Source organism: Streptomyces sp. NPDC001941, assembly GCF_040296945.1.
Classification (GTDB): Bacteria; Actinomycetota; Actinomycetes; order Streptomycetales; family Streptomycetaceae; genus Streptomyces.
The window spans coordinates 41656-60033 of record NZ_JBEOYE010000047.1; the positions used below are offsets into that span (position 1 = coordinate 41656).

Consider the following 18378-nt stretch of genomic DNA (forward strand, 5'->3'; position numbering starts at 1 on the left):
TCCTTCGCCTCGTCCAAGACGTTGCCGCACACCATGCAGCGGCTTTTATTCGCCGTCAACGGTCAGCAGGTCACTCACCTTGCTAAACCAGCAGCTCAGAGCCACTAAAAGGGACTAAAGTCCTGAATAATTCACGGCTCCCCGTGCGATGAGTTCTGCGGAAACTAAGGCGGTTTAGCTGGGATCAGCTAAACCGCGTTAGCTAGCATCGCCGCATGAGCGAGCCGATGAAGAGCGCCGGGACGGGCGGCGGCGACGCCCCGCCCCGCCGGCCGACCATGAAGGACGTCGCCCGCGAGGCCGGGGTCTCCACCAGCGCCGTGTCCTTCGCCCTCAACAACCGCCCGGGCGTCTCCGAGGCCACCCGGCGCCGGGTGATCAGGGTCGCCGACCGGCTCGGCTGGCGGCCCAGCTCGGCCGCCCGGGCGCTGTCCGGGGAGAGCGCGGGCGCGGTCGGCATGGTCCTCGCCCGCCCGGCCGACAGCCTGGGCAGCGAGTCGTTCTTCCTCCAGCTCGTCTCCGGCATCCAGGCCAGCCTCGCGCCGCGCGACCACGCCCTGGTGTTCCAGATGGCCGAGGACGTCCAGGCCGAGTGCGAGCTCTACCAGCGCTGGTGGGCCGAGGGCCGGGTGGACGGGGTCATCGTGGTGGACCCCCGGGTGCGCGACCCGCGCCCGGAGACGCTCGCGGTCCTCGGACTGCCCGCCGTGATCGTCGGCGGCATGGAGGCCCCCGGAAAGGCGGGCGTGCCCCAACTCCCGCGCCAGGCACGCCTGTCGAACCTGTGGGCCGACGACGCGGGCGCCATGGACGTGATCGTCGGCCATCTGCACGGACTGGGCCACCGGCGGGTCGCGCACATCGCGGGCACGCCGGGCTACGCGCACACCGCCCGCCGCATCGCCTCCCTGCGCTCGGCCGCCCGCCGCCTGGGCCTGGAGCAGGCGGTGTCGGTCACCACCGACTTCACCGACGGCCAAGGGGCCCGCGCGGCGCGGGAGTTGCTGTCGGGGCCGACACCGCCGACCGCACTGATCTGCGACAACGAGGTGATGGCCGTCGCGGCGGTGAGCGTGGCGGCCGAGCGCGGGCTGCGGATCCCCCGGGACCTGTCGGTGGTGTCCTGGGAGGACTCGGTCATCTGCCGCACGCTGCACCCGCAGTTGACAGCGCTCGTACGGGAGGCCAGCGCGTTCGGCAGACGCGCGGCGCAGCAGCTCCTCGACCTGCTGGACGGCGGCGAGCCCCGCCAGGTGCTCGACCCGCTGCCGCGCATCGAACCGAGGGAGAGCACGGCCCCACCGCCGCCGGGGGCGTGAGGGGGGGCGGGGGCGGTGCGCCCGGGCTCTACGGGGAGGCCGAGGTGGTTCAGTGGCGTCCCCGCAGGTCGGCCACCACGCGGAAGCGTTCGAGGACCACGGGCGTCGCGTCGTCGACCGTGAAGTCCGGGTCGCCCAGGGCCGCCCGCATGTCGTTGCCGTGCCAAAACCGCTCGTGGCCCGCGCGCCAGGACGCCACGTCCTCGTACCCCTCGCCCTCGTCCCGCGCGTGCGCCAGGTCGACGGCGCCGAGCGGGACCACGCTCACCGAGGTCACCTCGATGACCGCCACGCCCACGTCGTCGGAGTCCACGACCACGGCGCGCTCGCCCACCGCGGGCAGCGGTTCGCCCTCGTGCTCGTAGTCGGCGACGAGCCCCGTGGTGGAGGTCTTGGAGCCGTCGAGGATCGCGGCGACGAGCTGGTCGCGCAGCGGCCCGGGGAAGGCGAACAGCGAGGTGGGGAGGGTGGCGATCTCCTCGGCGGAGGGCGCGGGCGGCTGGTCGGCGGTCATGCCGGAAGCCTAGGCGGGAGGCGGGGCGGGTGCGGGGGCTTTTGCGGGCGGCGGGTGCGCGCCTTCGCGGGCGGCGGGTGCGGGACGGGGTGCGGCCACGGGCTTCACGGGCCGTCCGGTGCCTCCTCCCCCGCCGTCGAGCGGAACCGGGCCCGGTAGACCGTCGGCGAGATGCCCAGGCGCTCCTTGAACACCCGGCGCATCGTCTCCGACGACCCGAACCCGGCCTCGCGCGCGACCCGTTCGACCGGAGCGGGGCCCGCCTCCAGGAGGGCCTGGGCCGCTTCCAGGCGCACCGTCTCCACGTACTGCGCGGGCGTGGTCCCGGCCTCCGTGCGGAACAGCCGCCCCAGGTGCCGGGCGCTCACCCCGGCCGCGGCCGCCAGGTCGTCCAGCGCGTGCTCCGCCGCCGGGTCCGCCCCCACCAGGTCCATCACCCGGCGCACCACCGGGTGCACGACGCCCTGCGGGCCCAGGCGCGCGCTGAACTGGGACTGGCCGCCGGGCCTGGCCATGAACACCACCAGCTGGCGGGCCACTTCGCGCGCCAGGTCCGCCCCGTGGTCCGCCTCGACCAGGGCGAGCGACAGGTCGATGCCCGCGGTCACCCCGGCCGAGCTGAAGACCCGCCCGTCGCCCACGAACACCGGGTCGGCCTCCACCCGCACCCGCGGGTACGCGGTCGCCAGCTCGCCGGCCAGCCGCCAGTGCGTGGCCGCCCGCCGCCCGTCCAGGACCCCCGCCTCGGCGAGCACGAACGCGCCCGCGCAGACCGAGGCGACCCGCCGCGCGCGCGGCGCCGCCTCCCGTACCAGCGAGACCAGCGCCCGGTCGCCGACCGCCCGCTGCCAGTCCTCGCGCCCGGGCACCACCAGCGTCCCCGGACGCCCCGCCAGGATCTCGGGGCCGCCGTCGACGCCGAGCCGCACACCGGCCGAGGTGACCACGTCCCCGCCGCCCGGGGAGGCGATCCGGACGTCGTAGCGGGCGCCGAAGGCGTTGGCCGTGGTGAAGACCTCCACCGGGCCGCCGACGTCCAGCAACTGCACCCGGTCGAAGGCCAGCACGACCACCCCGTGCCGCTCTGCCATGCCCGTCACCCCGTGTCCGCATCTGTGGGTTGCCCGGCGTTCCCGCCATGGCGTCGAGGGTACGCCCGGCGGGAGGCTGGGAGCACCCCGCACGCACCGCGCGGGCCGCACCCGGTATCCCGTACCCCGCCCCGGAGGCACCCATGACCACCGTCACGCTCCCCGCCGTCCCGTCCAGCGAACTGGCCGCCGAGGCGACCCACCTCGTGCGCGAGCGCACCAGCGACCTCGTCTACCACCACTCGCGCCGCGTGTACTTCTTCGGCGCCCTGCGCGGCGAGGCGCTCGGCCTCGCCTTCGACCCCGAACTCCTCTACGTGGCAGCCCTGTTCCACGACATCGGCCTCAACCCCGAGTTCCGCGGGGGCGGCAGGCGCTTCGAGGTGGACGGGGCCGACGAGGCGCGGCGCTTCCTGCGCGGGCACGGCACGGACGAGGACGCGGTGCGCCGCGTGTGGACCGCCGTCGCGCTGCACACCACGCCCGGCGTACCGGAGTTCATGGAGCCGGAGGTGGCGCTGCTGACGGCAGGCGTGGAGTACGACGTGCTGGGCATCGGCTACGAGCAGGTGCCGGACGCGGTACGGGACCGGATCACCGCCCTGCACCCGCGCCCCGGCTTCAAGCGGCGGATCCTGGCGGCGTTCGCGGAGGGCGTCGCGCCCCGGCCGGGGACGACGTTCGGCAACGTGAAGGCGGACGTGCTCCAGCACTACGTACCCGGCTTCGAGCGCGGCGACTTCGTCCGCACGGTCCTGGACTCCGCCTGGCCCGAGTGAGCCCCCGTCACCCGTTCACCCCGCGCCGCGCGGGCCACCTGCGATCATCGGACCATGGCTGACTGGGCAACGTACGTCGTCGTCCCGGGGGACGCGCCAGACGGCGGCGCACCCGAGGTGTACGAGGCGCGCTTCGGCGCGGTGGGCATCGACCTGGACCTGCTTGCCTCGGGCAGGACCCGGAGGAGCTGCGGGACCACCGTTTCCGGATCCGCCCCGAGCACCCGCTCGACACCGACGACGAGGCGCTCGACGACCCCGGCCCGGACGTGCGCGTGGTGAGCGTTGGGGGCGGGGGCGTGTGATGGCCCGGGCGCGCCGGGAGCCGGGGGCCGTGCGGTGAGTACGCGGTACGTGGTCTGAGTACCCGGGTTGAGTACGTACGCCGATCCCGCGCCCCCTCCCCCGCTGGTCGAATACGGCCATGAGAATCCAGGCCCCCCGCCACCCCCGCGTCCAGCAGGTCACCGCCACCGGCGCCGCCCTCGCCGGGGCGCTGCTGCCGCTGGTGGTCGGCGTGCTGCTGGCCAGGTCGGTCGCGGTGGACCCGTACTCGCCGGTGAACGCGCTCATCACCAACGGCACACACCGGCCCCGGCTTTCACCGGCCGAGTGGCGGCGGCAGGGGCGGCGGGCCGTGCGCCGGTGCCGCCACCTGCGGGCCGGGCTCCCGGGCCGCGACGGCACGCCCCGGGGCTGAGCCCGGGGGCGTCCCGTGGGAGGCTCAGCCCGACCTGCGCCCCGCCAGGGCGGTGTCGTGCGCCTCCTGGTGCCCGTCCGGTTCCGGTCCCTGGGCCGGGATCGTCCGGCCCTCGGCGAGCATCAGTTCCAGGTCGCCCAGGACCGTCCGGGCCTGCTGGATGCGGTCGGTGAGCTCCTTGCGGGCCAGCGCCTCCGGGTCGCCGGCCGCCGGGGCCCGCTTGGCCTCGGCCTCCATCTCCCGCGCCTCTTCGAGGGAGTTGAGCACGACGCCGATGAGCAGGTTCACCATCACGAACGAGCCGAGCAGGACGAACGAGGCGAAGTAGACGATCGTCCACGGCGAGTACGCCATGCCGGCGGCGACCGCGTCGCCGAGCCCGTCGAGGGTCATCAGCAGGAACAGGGTGAGCGTGGCGCGGCCCAGCGAGCCGTACTGGTCGGGGTTGACGTCGCCGAAGACGAGCCAGCCGACCATCGCGTACACGTACAGCAGCAGCGTCCCGACGAGCATGAAGCTGACGGTGCCCGGCACGCTCTTGCCGACCGCCACCAGGATGATCCTGAGCTGCGGCATCAGCCGGGCCGCGCGCAGCACCCGGGCGAGTCGCAGCATGCGCAGCGCGGTGGCGTTCTGCGAGGCGAGCGGGCTGACGGCGAGGAGGATCAGCGCGGCGTCGAAGAGGTTCCACGGGTCCCGCAGGAAGTCCGCCGGGCGGTCCAGGTGGGCGGCGAAGCGGACGAGGAGCTCGACGGTGAACGCGACGAGGAAGACGTGCTCGGTCGTGGCGAGGGCGTGGTGCCAGGCCCGGGAGATCCCGTCGTAGGTCTCCAGGCCGAGGAGGGCGGCGTTGGCGAGGATGAGCCCCAGTACGACGCTGTTGAAGGCTCCCGAGTCCAGAACCCTGCGGCAGCGCGCCGCCACCAGGTATCTGCCGGTTCCGATCACCTGAACTGCCATGGAAGGTCGATCCCTTGTTCGTCGTGTCAGCACGGCCCGCAGCGCGATCCAAGATCGCGACTGAGTCAGGCTGGACCCTCCGGGGGTGCCGTATGCCCCGGTCGCGGGGCGTTCATCACAACGAAGGAATCGTTTCGGCACGCGGTGACGGCGACCCGGCGGGGACGGCCCGCGCCGCGACAGCGCTTTCCACCCGCCCGTGGCCGCCGCGTGCCCCGGCCGCCTTTTGCCCGCTGTCGTCCCGCACTACTGTCGGCGAGGTGCACAGCAGCGGAGCGGTCCCGACGGCCGGCGCGCGGGGAGCGGCGCCGTGAAGCCGCTGCGGCGCCTGGTGGCGGTGCGGCACGCGAAGGCGGTGCGCCGCGCGGGCATCGAGGACCCGGTGCGGCCGCTGACCGCCAACGGCCGCAAGGACGCGGAGGCGCTGGGCCGCTGGCTGTACGGCGGGAACTGGCTGCCCGACCTCGTCCTGTGCTCGCCCGCCCGCCGCGCGCACGAGACCTGGGAGCTGATCGCGTCCCGGCTCGGGAGCCCGCCGCCCGTCGTGGACGAGCGGCGGGTGTACCGCGCCGGGCCGGCCGAACTGCTGGCCCTTACCCGTCAAGTACCGCCGCATGTGGGTACGTTGGCCGTGGTGGGACACAACCCGGGGGTGCGGGAGCTTGTCCTCGCCCTGGCCGGCGACGGGGAGGGCGGCGCCCTCCGACGGGTGCGGGCAGCGGTGCCGACGGCCTCTGCCGCCGTGCTGACCTGGCGCGGGGACTGGGAGATGCTGGGCGCGGGCTCGACCCTGCTGAGCGAGTTCGTCGTGGGTCACGAGCTGCGCCCGCGCCGCTGACGCTTCGTCATATTGCGCACGTCAGGCGGGCATTGGCCGCCTCCCGAAGAAGTCGCCCCGCAGAACCTCAGAACCCCATCGCCTCAGAACATCATTGCCTCAGAACCTCATCGCCTCAGAAGGAGTACAGGGCGCTCTCGTTGGCGTTCTTCAGGCACGCGTTCCCGAAGGTCTCGGTGTGGGACACCCGCTGCCCGCGCCACACGCCCTCCACCGTGACGGTGACGGGGTCCCACTCCTTGGTACACGCGCGGCCCGGCGTCGCGGTGGCGAGGGCGGCGAAGTCGCCGCCGGAGGAGGCGAGTTCGGCACAGGCCGCGGCGGGCGCCGGGTGCGTTCCGGCGGTCGGGAGGCAGGAGAGCGTGACGGCGCGCAGCACGGCCTGCTCGCTCTCCTCGTCGCCGGGGGCGACGGAGAGGACGAGCGCGGTCGGGGCGTAGAGGCCCGCTGCGGCGGCGCGGGGGGCCTGGTCGACGGCGTGCGCGGCGGGTGCCACCGCGAGGCCGCCGAGGGCGAGGGCGGACGTGAGGGCCATTCCTGCGAGGGTGCGCATGGAAGTCACCTTTCCCTTCGTGAGGGTGGGGTCGGCTGGGAACGGGCGCCAGTCTTGCCGCACCCCACGCGCACCGCACACCACGCGGACGGAATCCGGATACCTGGCGACATTCGGCGATACGTGAAAGAGCGAGGTCCCCGCTCCGGCCACCGAACGAGGGAGCCTGGGGAAGTCGACGAGAAGAAGCCTACAGGGCCCTGAAGTCCGGCCATCGAAAGGCTGATTACTTCCTGCGTCATCGATTGAAAGGTGAACAGCCATCACCGTCCGGATGACGAACGGCCCTCGGACGCCTGACGGTGAGACGCCCGGACGGCCCCCTCGGGGAAACCGCTCTCCACCGTCCGCGCATATGGTGTGACCGATCGGGGCACAACACCCGTAACCGCCCGCGCCGCGCGGTGCACCCCCGGACGTCGTCGAGTCCCCCGCGACCCCGGGCTCCGGTGCTTGTGAGCGCGGCCCCGCAGGCGGTCCACCCCCGGTCCGTACCGAACGCCGCGCCGTGGCGTCCCGGTCCGGTCCGGCGCGCCCCTGGCGAGGGGAACCCGCAGGAGGGAGAGGACCATGAGAGACACCCGGGAGAGGTGCGAGGGCCTCGTGAAGTGGTTCGACCGGAGGAAGGGCTACGGCTTCGTGGTCCTCTTCGGCCAGCAGGACAGCATCTACGTCGACCGCGAGGACATCGAGGGCGAGCGCAAGACGCTCTCCGAGGGCCAGCAGGTGTCGTTCGTCCTGGAACTGGGCGCGGGCAGGTTCGAGGCCCGCGAGGTCAGGCCCTGAGCAGCCCGTACAGCCGCACCGGGCCCGCGCCGAGCAGGGCCCGGTAGGCCACGGCCGCCCGCCCGGTGAGGCAGCCGGGCACGGGGGTGCCGTCGGCGCGGGTGAACTGGACGACCGCGTCGCGCCGCCCCAGGCCCACCGGACGGTGGAAGGACCGGGACCACGGCCGCCCGGCCCGCTTCCCGCGCAGCCGCCGCACGATGCTTCCGGCGGCGTGGGCGGCGGACGGCAGCCCGCTCCCGCCGAAGCCGCGGGATCCGTGCCAGGTGCCGCGTACGGCCGCGGCGCCGCCGACCGCGTACACCTCGGGGTGCGAGAGCGAGCGCAGCGAGCCGTCCACCTCGACCCGGCCCCGCGCGTCGGTGGCCAGGCCCGCGCCGGCGGCGAGCCCCGGCCCCCGCGTCCCGGCGGTCCACAGGCAGGCGTCCGTACGGAGCAGCGTCCCGTCGGCCAGGGCGAGCGCGCCCGGGAGCACCCTCACCACCTCGCCGGTCACCACGCGCACGCCCAGCCGTCCCAGCGCCGCGTCCAGGTGCGCGCGGGCACGGTCGCCGAGCCCGGCGCCGGGGCGGTCCCGGCCGACGAGGGTGACCCGCAGGCCCGGGTGGCTCTCGGCGATCTCGGCGGCGGCCTCGACACCGGCCGCGCCGCAGCCGCACACGGTGAGGCTGCCTCCCGCCGCCGCGAGCGCGGCGAGCCGCCCGGCCAGGCGGTGGGCGGCGCGCGGGTCATCGAGGGTGAGCGCGTGCGCGCCGGCCCCCGGGACCGCGCCGGTGTCGGTGGTGACCCCGAGGGCGATCACGAGGGTGTCGTACGGGAGGACCCGGGCCCCGTCCTCCGCCGCGACGACCACCTCGCGCGCCCCGGTGTCGATGCGCTGGGCGCGCCCGCGCACGAAGTCGACGCCGGTGCCCGCGAGCAGCGCGGTGACGTCGTACCGCGCGAGCTCCTGCCCGGCGGCGACCTGGTGCACGCGCGGCCGCTCGGTGAACCGCTCCGAGGGGTTGACCAGGGTGACGTGCACCCGGGGTCCGCGTGCCGTGGGGCGGCAGCGGGCCCGCCTGGTGCGCCGGGCCAGCAGGAGGGTCACGAGCAGGCCGGTGCGGCCCGCGCCGAGCACGAGGACGCGGTGGGCGGGTGCCTGGCGGCCCGGTGCGTGGCGGGCGGGTTCGCGGCGGGAGGTCCGGTGGTCGCCGGGGGCCTTCGCGGGGGCGGGTTTCTCCATGGTGGTCCGGCTTCGCGCACGGTGTCGTGGCCGGTCACGCACGGGGCTCGCGCCCCGGGTCCGGCTGCCCGTCCCGGTCACGTACCCGGGAGGGCGGGGAAAGTCGCGGCCGGCCGCCACGTGCGGGAGGACGGCCGGCCGCTGGGCGCTCTCGGGAAGCGCACGCCCCCACGCTAAGCGCGGTCGGGCGGGTGCGCCCGGCGACCGGGGCAGCCGGGTTAACGGCCCCCTGGACACGCGCGCCCGCCCGGGAGCACGGGAACAGGCGGCCACGGGCGGCGGGTCACCCGGGCGGGCGCACGCGCCGGACGAACCGCTGGACGATCCGCTGGGCGAACCACCGGACGATCCGCTGGGCAAACCGTTCGCTCCGGGCGGGCCCGCCTCCGTAACCTGCACGCATGCGCATTCCGAGCCGGGAGCTGACCCCCGAGGACCACGAGCTGATCGAGACCGCGCGCCGGATCGTGGACGCCCACACCGACGGTCCGGACGGCGTGCACACGATGGGCGCGGCCGTGCGCGCCGCCGACGGGTCGGTGCACGGCGGCATCAACCTGTACCACTTCACCGGCGGCCCCTGTGCGGAGCTGGTCGCCCTGGGGACGGCCCGCGCGGCGGGGGCGCGGGCGCTGACGACGATCGTGGCGGTGGGGAACCTGGGCCGGGGGGTGTGCGCGCCGTGCGGCAGGGACCGGCAGGTGCTCCTGGACTACCACCCGGGGATCAGGGTGCTGCTGCCGACCCCGGAGGGCGTACGGAGCGTCCTGATCGAGGACCTGCTGCCGGGGGCCTACGCGTGGAGCCCGCAGGGGTAGGGGCCGCTCCGGCCGGTCGCGCCCGGGCCCCGGCGCACGGCCCGGAGCCCTGGGGCGCGTTGCGAAAGTCCCGCCCGCCCCGCGACGCCTGGCACGCCCTACGCGGCGACGCCCCCGGCCCCGCGGCGGCCGCGCTCCTGCGCGCCCCGCCGCCGCACCGCGAGGGCGAACCCCACGCCGCTGACGGCGACCGGTGCCGCGAGGCCCGTGATCAGTACGGTCGCCCATCCGGGCACCAGCGCGTCGGTCTCGCCGCTGCGGAAGCGACAGGTCGCCGACGGCGGGAAGACCCGGGCGTCGAGGGTCTCGGGCGGATAGGAGGACCAGCTGCCCCGGGCCGCGCAGGGCGCGCCGGGGTCCGTCACCAGCGGCCCGGCGAACAGCCAGTAGACCAGGGCGAGGAGGGCGGCGCTGACGCCGAGCGCGGTGGCGTTGCGACGGACCCGCTCGGTCGCCGGTACCGGGCGCGCGCCGGACCGGGGCGCCCGGCCGTCGCCCCACTCCGCGAGGAGCGCGAGGAGCACGCACACCACCAGGGCCACCAGGCCCAGCCACATCAGCGCGGCGACCACGCCGGTCGCGCCCGCGCCGACCTGGCAGTTCGGGCCGGAGCGCTCAGCGCCGCAGCACGGCCGCCGCGGCCTCCTCCACCACCCGGGCCACTTCGGCCAGGGCGGGCGAGTCGAGCTTCCACTGCTGCCAGTACAGCGGCACGTCCATCGGCCGCCCGGGCGCCAGCGCGACGAACACGCCGTCGCGCAGCCGGGGTTCGGCCTGCGCCTCCGGCACGAGGCCCCAGCCGAGCCCGGCCTCCACCGCGTCCGAGAAGCCCTCGGAGGTGGGCACGTGGTGGCGCACCCGGCCCGCCCGGCCCTTCCCCCGGGTCAGCGAGCGCACGAACGCGTCCTGGAAGTCGTCGCGCCGGTCGAACACGATGACCGGCGCCCGCTGGAGGTCGTGCGCCAGGGTCCCGGTACGGTGCCGGGCGGCGAACTCCGGTGCGGCGACGGCGAGGTAGCGGACCTTGCCGAGGCGGCGCACGGTGCATCCGGCGACCGGGTCGGGCGAGGAGGTCACGGCGGCCATCACCTGCCCCTCGCGCAGCAGCGTCGTGGTGTACGCCTCGTCCTCGCGGTGCAGTTCGAAGGCGATCGGAGGGTCCTGGGTGATGCGGGTGAGGGCGGGCAGGAACCAGGTGGCGAGGGAGTCGGCGTTGACGGCGATGGGCAGCCGGACGGGCCCCTGCTCGTCGTCCAGGCCGAGCTCGGCGCGGGCGTCGCGTTCCAGCCGGGCGAGCTGGCGGGCGAAGCGGACGACGACCTGCCCGGACTCGGTGGGCCGGACCGGTTTCGTACGCATCAGGAGCACCCGGCCGGTGCGCTGCTCCAGGGCCTTCACGCGCTGGCTGACGGCGGACGGGGTCACGTGGAGGGCAGCGGCGGCGGCGTCGAAGGTGCCCTCGTCGACCACGGCGAGGAGGGTCCTGACCTGGTCGAGGGGAAGGTCTTCCATGGCGGTCTCCTCGTCGTCTCGTCTGCGTGTCGTCGGCGGGCGGGTCGAAGGATCATCAGGGGCGCGTCAGCGAAGCATCAGGAGCGCTAATGGTACGTAAGAATCTTTAGCTGTACTGTCCGGTGCCGCGTCCTTACCGTCGAAGGCATGAACCACTCCACCCTCACCACCGCACTGGCCGGTTTCGGCACCGGGCTCTCCCTCATCGTCGCCATCGGGGCGCAGAACGCGTTCGTCCTGCGCCAGGGGGCGCACCGACGCGCCGTCCTGGCGGTGGTGGCGGTGTGCGCGGTGTCCGACGCGGTGCTGATCGGCCTCGGGGTGGCGGGGGTGGGCGCGGTGGTGACCGCGTGGCCGGCGGCGCTGACGGCGGTGGGGCTCGCGGGCGGGGCGTTCCTGCTCGGCTACGGCTTCCTGGCGGCGCGGCGCGCGCTGCGCCCGGCTCCCGACGCGGCGCTCAGCGCGCGCGGCGGGGTGTCCGGCTCGGCGAAGGCGGCCGTGCTCACGTGCCTGGCGCTGACCTGGCTGAACCCGCACGTGTACCTGGACACGGTGCTGCTGCTCGGCTCGGTCGCCTCCGACCACGGCTCGCAGCGGTGGGTGTTCGGGGCAGGGGCGGTGCTGGCGAGCATCACGTGGTTCGTGTCGCTGGGGTACGGGGCGCGCCTGCTGAGCGGCCTGCTGTCGCGCCCGAAGGCGTGGCGGGTCCTGGACGGGCTGGTGGCGGCGACGATGGTGACGATGGGGGCGCTGCTGGTAGCGGGGGCCTGAGCCGCGTACCGCGTGCGGCCGGTGGTGGGGCCGGGACCTGAAAGGCGGCCGTACGGGGGCCGCCGGAAGGCGGGTATCCGAGCCGCGTACGGCACAGGGCCGGAAACCGCTGCATGGGGGACGGACCGAGGGGCACTCGGCAGCGACGGGGCATCCGCTCACCACCGAAGGAAACAGAGGACCCGACATGACAGAGAACATCTGGGCCTACCCCGAGGCCGCCGCGTACCGCCCGGGCAGCAACCTGGTCGGCTACAAGGTGGAAGCCACGGACGGGTCGATCGGGAAGGTGGACAAGCAGTCCGAAGAGGTCGGCAGTTCCTTCATCGTGGTCGACACGGGCGTGTGGATCTTCGGCAAGCACGTGCTGCTCCCGGCCGGGATCATCACGCGCATCGACCCGCAGGAGAAGAAGATCTTCGTGGCCCGCACGAAGGCCGAGATCAAGGACTCCCCGGAGTTCGACGTGGACAAGCACGTGGGCGACCCGACGTACCACGAGCAGGTCGGCGGCTACTACGGGACCCCGCGCACGCTGTGACCCCCGGCCCCCGGGTCGCCGTCGCACAACGGGACTAGGACGGGACGGGGCGGCCACGGCCCCCCGGCCCGCGTGAACGCCTCCCCCGCCCGAGGGCGGGGGAGGCGTTCTGCTGGGGGTGGCTGGGGCGGGCGCCGCAGCCGGGCGGGCCCGCACCCCGGGTGTCGGCAACAGGCCCCTGACAGGGGCGCCGTTCCTACATCTCCTCCATCGCCACCAGCGTGAACGTGTGTCCCGCCGGGTCCGCGTACAGGCGCGTGTCGTGCGGGCCGCCGTTGTCCTTGGTGTCGATGGGCGTCGCGCCCAGGCCGATCACCTCGCGCTCCGCCTCGTCCATGTCCTCCGGCGCCACGTAGAGGCGCAGGTGCACTTGCTGGGAGTCGTCCGGGCGCGGCCAGCTCGGCGGGGCGTAGCCGCGGTCGTGGTAGATGCTGAGCCTGGTGCCGTCGTGGCCGATGACGTCCATGTAGTCCGAGTCGACGCTCGCCTTCACCTCTCCGTCGAGGAGTTCGGCGTAGAACCGGGCGAGGACCTTGGGCTCGGAACAGTCGAGGACGACGACGGTGGTTTTCGCTGTGGCCATGGGTTTCGCTCCCCGCTGTCGGACGTGTCACCCACACTGGGCGTCCGTGTCGACTTCGAGTACCCCTTCGGGCCACGGCTCATGTGCCCTCGCGGGGCGGCGATCGGGGGAGGGCGCGGGCTCCGCGCCGCACCCCTCTTCAGCGCACCACCGCCGCGTCCAGCAGCGGCCCCAGCTCCCGCGCCACCGTCGTCAGCGCCCGTACGTCGCGTTCGGCGCGGGCCAGCAGGATCGCCCCCTCCAGCGCGCTGATCATCAGCGTCGCCAGCGCCTCCGTACGCTCCTCGGGCACCCCCATCTCCCCCAGCGCCCCGGCGACCGGTCCGCGCCACGCCGCGAAGGCGTCGGCCGCCGCGGCGCGGGTCGACTCCCCGCAGTCCGCCCAGTCCACCGTGGCCGCCGCCACCGGGCACCCCAACAGGCTGCCCGTGTCCCGCAGTTCATCCGACCACTGCGCCACCATCGCCGCGAAGAGGGCACTCGGCACCCGCTCGTCCAGCGCCGCCACGAAGCGGCCGACGCGGCGCGCCGCGTACTGCCCCGCCCACGCCACCGCCTCGTTCACCAACTGCGCCTTGCCGCCCGGGAAGTAGTGCTGGAGCGAGCCGCGCGGCGCCCCGGCGTGGGCGACCACGTCGCGCATCCCGGTCGCGGCGACCCCGTCCCGGCGGATCAGCTGCGCGGCACTGAAGACCATCCGTTCGCGCGGCTTGTGGCTCGTGGGTTCCGCCTCCGCCATCAGGTACTCCTCCTCGTCGGCCGTCCCGGCTTCCCGGTCCATCATGACAGGCGTCATGACAGCCATCATGGCGCCCGTTACCATGACAGTCGTCATAGTCGACGCGGGACAGCAAGGTGGCGGTGCTTCATGGGGAGTGAGCAGCGTGCGGGTGGCGCCGGGGAGTCCGGGCGCCCCGTGGGCTTCATCGGCCTCGGCGTGATGGGGCAGCCCATGGCCCTGCGCCTGGCCCGGGCCGGCACCCCGCTCGTCGTCTGGAACCGCTCGCCCGACAAGTGCGCGCCCCTCCGCGCCGCCGGCGCCCGCGTCGCCGACGACCCCTCGGAGGTGTTCGAGCGGGCCGGGGTGGTCCTGCTCATGCTCGCCGACGAGGACGCCATCGACTCCGTACTGCGGCGCGGCACCCCCTCGTTCGGCGCGTACGCCACCGGGCGCACCCTCGTGCACATGGGCACCACCTCGCCCGCGCACTCGCGCGCCCTGGGTGCTGACGTCCGTGCCGCGGGCGGGAGTTACGTGGAGGCTCCCGTCTCCGGCTCCCGGATCCCCGCCGAGCAGGGGCAGTTGGTGGCGATGCTCGCGGGCGACGACGCGGCCGTCGCCCTGGTGCGCCCGCTCCTCTCCCCCGTCTGCCGCACCACCTTCACCTGCGGAGCCGTCCCCGGCGCGCTCCTCACCAAGCTCTCCGTCAACCTCTTCCTCATCACCATGGTGACCGGCCTCGCGGAGGCGTTCCACTTCGCCGACCGGCACGGCCTGGACCGGCAGCTACTGCGGGAGGTGCTGGACGCGGGGCCGATGGCGAGCGCCGTGAGCACCGTCAAGGCCGCCAAGCTCACGGCCCGCGACTACGACGTGCAGGCCGCCGTCCTGGACGTCCTCATGAACAACCGCCTGATCGCCGACGAGGCCCGCGCCGGTCACCACGCGTCCCCGCTCCTGGACACCTGCCACGCCCTGTTCGGCGAGGCCGTCGCGCTCGGGCACGGCGGGCTGGACATGGCCGCGGTGCTGCACGCCATCGAGGCCCGCACGTACGCGCTCGCGGAGCCTGCGGCGCGTACGTCCGGCCTCTGAGGGACCCGACCCGTTGGGGACCCGCGGCTCGCGGTCGGGCGGAACGGCCGGAGGGGCGGTGCGGCCGGAGGGACGATGAGACCGGAGGGGCGGTGCGGGGCGAGGGTGCCTCTTCCCTCCCGCCCGCACCGCCGCGGGCCCCGCCTCAGGGCCGTCCGGTGGCGTCCGCCGCGCACGGGTGGCGGTGGACGCGAGCCGATAGGGGCGTCCGGGGCGTCGGAGCCCCGTTCCCGCGACCGTCCCCTGCGACGCTAGTCGGGGCACCCGTCCCCCATCGAGTACGAATCGAGTACGAGTGACACCGTCCGGATTCCATCGGCTCCGGGCGCCTCCCCGGCCACCCGCGCCAACGGATCACCCGGCACCGGCGCGCGGCGGCGGGTCCGTACCCGCGGGCCGACCCCGCCAGGACCCGCCGGACGGCGTCAACACCGGCCATTCTCAGTGCCGTTCCCGCGTCGCGCGGGCGGTCGATCGCCCTCTTGCGCCGCCGCCCCCGATCACCTAAGGAACCCGGGCAGAGGTCCCGGAAGGGCCTACGGCAGCTCCGCCTTCCCGCCGCGCGTGCGCTCCGCCGCCGAGTGCAGCACCTTCAGCGCCAGCAGCAGCACCCCGATGTCGTCGAGGTACACCGGGTCCGGCAGCAGGTCCACCGGAGAGACGACGTACAGCAGCGCGCCCCAGAAGGCCGCCTTGTGCTCCAGCGGGATCCCGGCGTCCTTGAGCACCTTCCGGGCCCGGAACACCCGCACCGTCAGCACCACCGTCACCACCAGCATCACCACGACGGCAATCGCCGCCACCGTGAGCGCGATCTTCATCTCGGTACTCATGGCTCGGAATCCACACCTCCCACCTGGATGTTCCCTGATGTCCCCGGATCTTCCCGGACGCGCGGGCCGCCCAGCGCTCCTACCCGGTCCCGCGCCGACCTCACCGCACAAGCGGCCGAGCGAGTGCACTCGGACACGTGTGCGGCGTGGGTCACGTGACGGACCGTCAGGGCGTGGTCGACTTCCGCTGCGATCGCGGCGAGCCCACGGCGGGGTGTTCCCCCCTGCCTCCGGCCCGCCCTCGCGTCCCCGGGTGGGTCCCGGCACGCCGGTCCGCATCCTTCGGAGCGGCCGGCGGGGCCCGCCGAACCATCGGAAGGAACCCGCATGTTCAAGTCCGTGTACGTCGGAGGTGCCGCGGCCGCCCTCGTCGCCGCCGCGCTCACCCCGGCCACGGCCACCGCCACGTCCCCGGCGGTCTCGTCCCCCACCTCCTCGGCCGCCTCCGCGGCCCTCACCCCCGACGGCAACATCACCATCGGCGTCGTCAAGGCCAACGGCTCCGGCTGCCGCCCCGGCAGCGCGGCGGTGGCCGTCTCCCCCGACAACACGGCCTTCACGGTCACCTACAGCGAGTACCTGGCGCAGGTCGGCGTCGGCGCCAAGCCGACCGACTTCCGCAAGAACTGCCAGCTGCTGCTGAACGTGAACGTCCCGCAGGGCTTCACCTACGCCGTCGCGCAGGCCGACTACCGCGGCTTCGCCAGCCTGGCGCGCGGTGCCGGCGGCACGCAGAAGGCCAGTTACTACTTCCAGGGCATGTCCGACACGGACCGCCGCGCGCACAGCTTCAGGGGCCCGCTCGAGGGCAACTGGCAGGTCACCGACAAGACCGCGGTCGAGTCGCTGGAGTACGCGCCGTGCGGCGGCAAGCGCGACTTCAACATCAACACCGAGCTGCTGGTGGACAAGGGCTACTCGGACACCGCCAGGTCGACCAGCTTCATGACGATGGACTCGACCGACGGCAGCTTCAACACGGTGTACCACTTCTCCTGGAAGAAGTGCCCGCCGCCGCGTCGCTGACCTCAGGCCGCGCGCGGGAGGCGTCCCGCGCGCGGTGACCACGCCTTCGCACGGCGTTCCCCTTCGGGCCGCCCGGCCTCCCGCCGGGCGGCCCTCGCGCGCTCCGCCGCCTCCAATGGGGTTCAGTAGGGGGCGAGTTCGAGCCGCAGCGCGAAGTGGTTCACGGTGTACGGCAGCGGCCCGTCCGGTGAGAGGCGCGTACCGGCGCGCTGCCTCACCTCGTGCCGCTCGAGCAGCGCCGCCAGGAAGGTGGACGCCACCAGCAGCACCAGGCTCTCGCCCGGGCAGCGCGCCGGGCCCCGGCTGAAGGGCATCAGCGCCGGGTTGCCCGACGCGGTGCCGTCCACCCAGATCTCCGGCACGAACCGGTCGGCGTACCCGTTGGCGTCGTCGCGGTGGAAGTACGGGGCGTGGATCACGTACGACGTGCCCGGCGGGAGCGTCGTCGTCCCCCAGCGGGTCTCGCGCGCCCCCTCCCGCAGCAGCAGCGGGGTCGTGGGCCACAGCCGCAGCGACTCCAGGACGCACGCCCTGGTGTACGCGAGGGGCTGCGGGCGGGCGAGGTCGGGGACGGCCAGCTCGTTGCGGACCTGCTCCTCCTGCGCGGGGTGCGTGGCCAGCAGGGCGAGGGCCCGCAGCGTGGCCGCGCCCGCGGCGTCGAACGCGAACAGCCAGTGCGGGATCTGGCCGGTCAGGCCGGAGCCGAGCGCGCACAGGCTGCCCCGCTCGGCCCGCTGGGTGTACGCGTCCAGCAGGTGCTCGAACTCGGTGCGCGTGCGGGTCCGGCGCGGGGCGAGCGGGCCCCAGTTGGCGGCGGACCTGAGCCGGGTGAGCAGCGCGGTGAGCCGGACGTCGTCGCGGGCCGCGTCGCCCAGGACCACCCGGCGCACCACGCGCCACCAGGCCCGGTCGAAGTCTCGCTGGCCGAGCACGACCGCCCGGTCGTCGCCGGGCCCCGCGCGGGCCGACAGACGGGCCGCCTCGGCGCGCACGACGCCGACGATGCGCGGGGCCAGGTGGTGCAGGGCCCGGTCCGGCTCCAGGGCCTCCTCGTTGAGGCGGCGCAGCCGGTCGCGGTCGGTGTCGGAGGCGACGAGCACAGCGGCAGGCTCGAAGCGCCCGAGCGCCTCGCGCTTCTCGCGGGTGGCCGGGGTGAACGGGTCGGGGGTGCGGTCGAGGACGTACGCCGCGTCGGTGGCCGAGAGCAGCAGCGCCACGGGCCGGCCGGGGAGCAGCAGCGGGCCCGGCCCGTAGCGCGCGCGTAACTCCCGCAGCAGCTCGACGGCGCGGCGGTCCAGGCCGAACCTCTCGATCAGGGCGAGCTGGCGGGGGCGGCGCGCCACGAGGCCGCTGGCCACGGCGGGCAGGCCGACCCGGGCGGCTATCCGCAGGCGGTCGGCGAGGGTCGCGGTGGCGGGTCGGGGCGGAGCGAGGGGTTCAGTCTTCATGCCGGTCCTCGGGGGGTGTTCGCACGCTGGGTGCCGGTTGGCGTCGCGGGGCGGCGCACACCGTGCTGGAGCACCGCCACGATGTCGTCCGCCGCCCCCGTAGTACCCGTACCCACTCCTGGACCGGCTGAGCGGCCGGTTCCGGTGGGCCCGCGGTCGGGGCGGCGGGCGGAACCCTCCGCGTATCCGTACGGGGGCGCGGCAAACGCCGGGGCGGGTGCGGACGGGGCTTCCGGACGGGGCGCGCGGACGCCGGTCCCCGCGC

The 18378-nt window shown here is 74.7% G+C and carries 22 protein-coding genes; 11 read left to right on the forward strand and 11 right to left on the reverse strand.

The genetic code is table 11. The annotated features are described in order from the left end of the window. Window positions 1-215: 215 nt before the first annotated feature. Window positions 216-1319, forward strand: coding sequence for a LacI family DNA-binding transcriptional regulator (locus ABT160_RS27835; RefSeq protein ID WP_351650575.1), 1104 nt, complete (start codon window positions 216-218; stop codon window positions 1317-1319). A 49-nt stretch (window positions 1320-1368) separates the two neighbouring features. Here the strand turns inward: ABT160_RS27835 and ABT160_RS27840 are convergent, their stop codons facing one another. Both ABT160_RS27840 and ABT160_RS27845 read right to left on the reverse strand, forming a co-directional pair. Continuing rightward, the gene (locus ABT160_RS27840) at window positions 1369-1833 is read right to left on the reverse strand and encodes an ASCH domain-containing protein (protein ID WP_351650576.1); all 465 of its coding nucleotides are present in this window, start codon (window positions 1831-1833) and stop codon (window positions 1369-1371) included. 104 nt (window positions 1834-1937) lie between these two features. Then, window positions 1938-2924, reverse strand: a complete 987-nt coding sequence (locus ABT160_RS27845; protein ID WP_351650577.1) for a GlxA family transcriptional regulator — start codon at window positions 2922-2924, stop codon at window positions 1938-1940. A 143-nt stretch (window positions 2925-3067) separates the two neighbouring features. On the opposite strand from ABT160_RS27845, the gene ABT160_RS27850 reads away from it, so the two are divergent. From ABT160_RS27850 to ABT160_RS27860, 3 genes are all read left to right on the forward strand, one after another. After that, entirely contained in the window at window positions 3068-3703 is a 636-nt protein-coding gene (locus tag ABT160_RS27850) for an HD domain-containing protein (RefSeq protein WP_351650578.1), read from the forward strand. A 54-nt stretch (window positions 3704-3757) separates the two neighbouring features. Beyond that, window positions 3758-3985, forward strand: coding sequence for a hypothetical protein (locus tag ABT160_RS27855; RefSeq protein ID WP_351650579.1), 228 nt, complete (start codon window positions 3758-3760; stop codon window positions 3983-3985). 142 nt (window positions 3986-4127) lie between these two features. Beyond that, entirely contained in the window at window positions 4128-4403 is a 276-nt protein-coding gene (locus ABT160_RS27860; RefSeq protein WP_351650580.1) for a hypothetical protein, read from the forward strand. Between the two features lie 24 nt (window positions 4404-4427). On the opposite strand, the gene ABT160_RS27865 is transcribed toward ABT160_RS27860, so the two are convergent. Beyond that, the gene (locus ABT160_RS27865) at window positions 4428-5363 is read right to left on the reverse strand and encodes an ion transporter (protein ID WP_351650581.1); all 936 of its coding nucleotides are present in this window, start codon (window positions 5361-5363) and stop codon (window positions 4428-4430) included. A gap of 310 nt (window positions 5364-5673) precedes the next feature. Here ABT160_RS27865 and ABT160_RS27870 point away from each other — a divergent pair, with 310 nt between their 5' ends. Beyond that, the gene (locus ABT160_RS27870; RefSeq protein ID WP_351650582.1) at window positions 5674-6201 is read left to right on the forward strand and encodes a SixA phosphatase family protein; all 528 of its coding nucleotides are present in this window, start codon (window positions 5674-5676) and stop codon (window positions 6199-6201) included. 115 nt (window positions 6202-6316) lie between these two features. On the opposite strand, the gene ABT160_RS27875 is transcribed toward ABT160_RS27870, so the two are convergent. Beyond that, window positions 6317-6754, reverse strand: coding sequence for an SSI family serine proteinase inhibitor (locus ABT160_RS27875; protein ID WP_351650583.1), 438 nt, complete (start codon window positions 6752-6754; stop codon window positions 6317-6319). Between the two features lie 570 nt (window positions 6755-7324). Here ABT160_RS27875 and ABT160_RS27880 point away from each other — a divergent pair. Then, on the forward strand, window positions 7325-7540 hold the full coding sequence (locus ABT160_RS27880) for a cold shock domain-containing protein (protein ID WP_351650584.1): 216 nt from the start codon (window positions 7325-7327) through the stop codon (window positions 7538-7540). Here the strand turns inward: ABT160_RS27880 and ABT160_RS27885 are convergent. Beyond that, window positions 7530-8765, reverse strand: coding sequence for an NAD(P)/FAD-dependent oxidoreductase (locus tag ABT160_RS27885; protein ID WP_351650585.1), 1236 nt, complete (start codon window positions 8763-8765; stop codon window positions 7530-7532). The two genes, ABT160_RS27880 and ABT160_RS27885, sit on opposite strands and share 11 nt — an antisense overlap. 401 nt (window positions 8766-9166) lie before the next feature. Between ABT160_RS27885 and ABT160_RS27890 the strand changes: the two genes are divergently transcribed. Next, window positions 9167-9583: a cytidine deaminase family protein gene (locus tag ABT160_RS27890; RefSeq protein ID WP_351650586.1), complete on the forward strand. Its 417-nt coding sequence runs from the start codon at window positions 9167-9169 to the stop codon at window positions 9581-9583. 98 nt (window positions 9584-9681) lie between these two features. Here the strand turns inward: ABT160_RS27890 and ABT160_RS27895 are convergent, their stop codons facing one another. Together ABT160_RS27895 and ABT160_RS27900 are read right to left on the reverse strand one after the other, a co-directional pair. Further along, window positions 9682-10155 carry a hypothetical protein gene (locus ABT160_RS27895; RefSeq protein WP_351650587.1) on the reverse strand — a complete coding sequence of 158 codons (474 nt, stop codon included), beginning with the start codon at window positions 10153-10155 and terminating at the stop codon, window positions 9682-9684. Between the two features lie 43 nt (window positions 10156-10198). Further along, window positions 10199-11095 carry a LysR family transcriptional regulator ArgP gene (locus ABT160_RS27900; RefSeq protein WP_351650588.1) on the reverse strand — a complete coding sequence of 299 codons (897 nt, stop codon included), beginning with the start codon at window positions 11093-11095 and terminating at the stop codon, window positions 10199-10201. 147 nt (window positions 11096-11242) lie between these two features. Between ABT160_RS27900 and ABT160_RS27905 the strand changes: the two genes are divergently transcribed. Then, window positions 11243-11866, forward strand: a complete 624-nt coding sequence (locus tag ABT160_RS27905) for a LysE/ArgO family amino acid transporter (protein ID WP_351650590.1) — start codon at window positions 11243-11245, stop codon at window positions 11864-11866. Window positions 11867-12053: 187 nt separating this feature from the next. Next, window positions 12054-12407 carry a PRC-barrel domain-containing protein gene (locus ABT160_RS27910; RefSeq protein ID WP_351650591.1) on the forward strand — a complete coding sequence of 118 codons (354 nt, stop codon included), beginning with the start codon at window positions 12054-12056 and terminating at the stop codon, window positions 12405-12407. Window positions 12408-12603: 196 nt separating this feature from the next. Here the strand turns inward: ABT160_RS27910 and ABT160_RS27915 are convergent, their stop codons facing one another. Together ABT160_RS27915 and ABT160_RS27920 are read right to left on the reverse strand one after the other, a co-directional pair. Further along, window positions 12604-12990, reverse strand: a complete 387-nt coding sequence (locus ABT160_RS27915; RefSeq protein ID WP_351650592.1) for a VOC family protein — start codon at window positions 12988-12990, stop codon at window positions 12604-12606. A 139-nt stretch (window positions 12991-13129) separates the two neighbouring features. Next, the gene (locus ABT160_RS27920) at window positions 13130-13729 is read right to left on the reverse strand and encodes an LmrA/YxaF family transcription factor (RefSeq protein ID WP_351650593.1); all 600 of its coding nucleotides are present in this window, start codon (window positions 13727-13729) and stop codon (window positions 13130-13132) included. Window positions 13730-13858: 129 nt separating this feature from the next. Here ABT160_RS27920 and ABT160_RS27925 point away from each other — a divergent pair, with 129 nt between their 5' ends. Then, window positions 13859-14806: an NAD(P)-dependent oxidoreductase gene (locus tag ABT160_RS27925; RefSeq protein WP_502984315.1), complete on the forward strand. Its 948-nt coding sequence runs from the start codon at window positions 13859-13861 to the stop codon at window positions 14804-14806. 536 nt (window positions 14807-15342) lie between these two features. Here the strand turns inward: ABT160_RS27925 and ABT160_RS27930 are convergent. Then, window positions 15343-15639: a YkvA family protein gene (locus tag ABT160_RS27930; protein ID WP_502984316.1), complete on the reverse strand. Its 297-nt coding sequence runs from the start codon at window positions 15637-15639 to the stop codon at window positions 15343-15345. Between the two features lie 327 nt (window positions 15640-15966). On the opposite strand from ABT160_RS27930, the gene ABT160_RS27935 reads away from it, so the two are divergent. After that, window positions 15967-16665, forward strand: coding sequence for a DUF4360 domain-containing protein (locus ABT160_RS27935; RefSeq protein ID WP_351650595.1), 699 nt, complete (start codon window positions 15967-15969; stop codon window positions 16663-16665). Between the two features lie 122 nt (window positions 16666-16787). Here ABT160_RS27935 and ABT160_RS27940 read toward each other — a convergent pair whose 3' ends face one another. Then, a complete protein-coding gene (locus ABT160_RS27940) occupies window positions 16788-18113 on the reverse strand; it encodes a cytochrome P450 (protein WP_351650596.1) in 1326 nt (441 codons plus the stop codon). Between the last annotated feature and the right edge of the window lie 265 nt (window positions 18114-18378).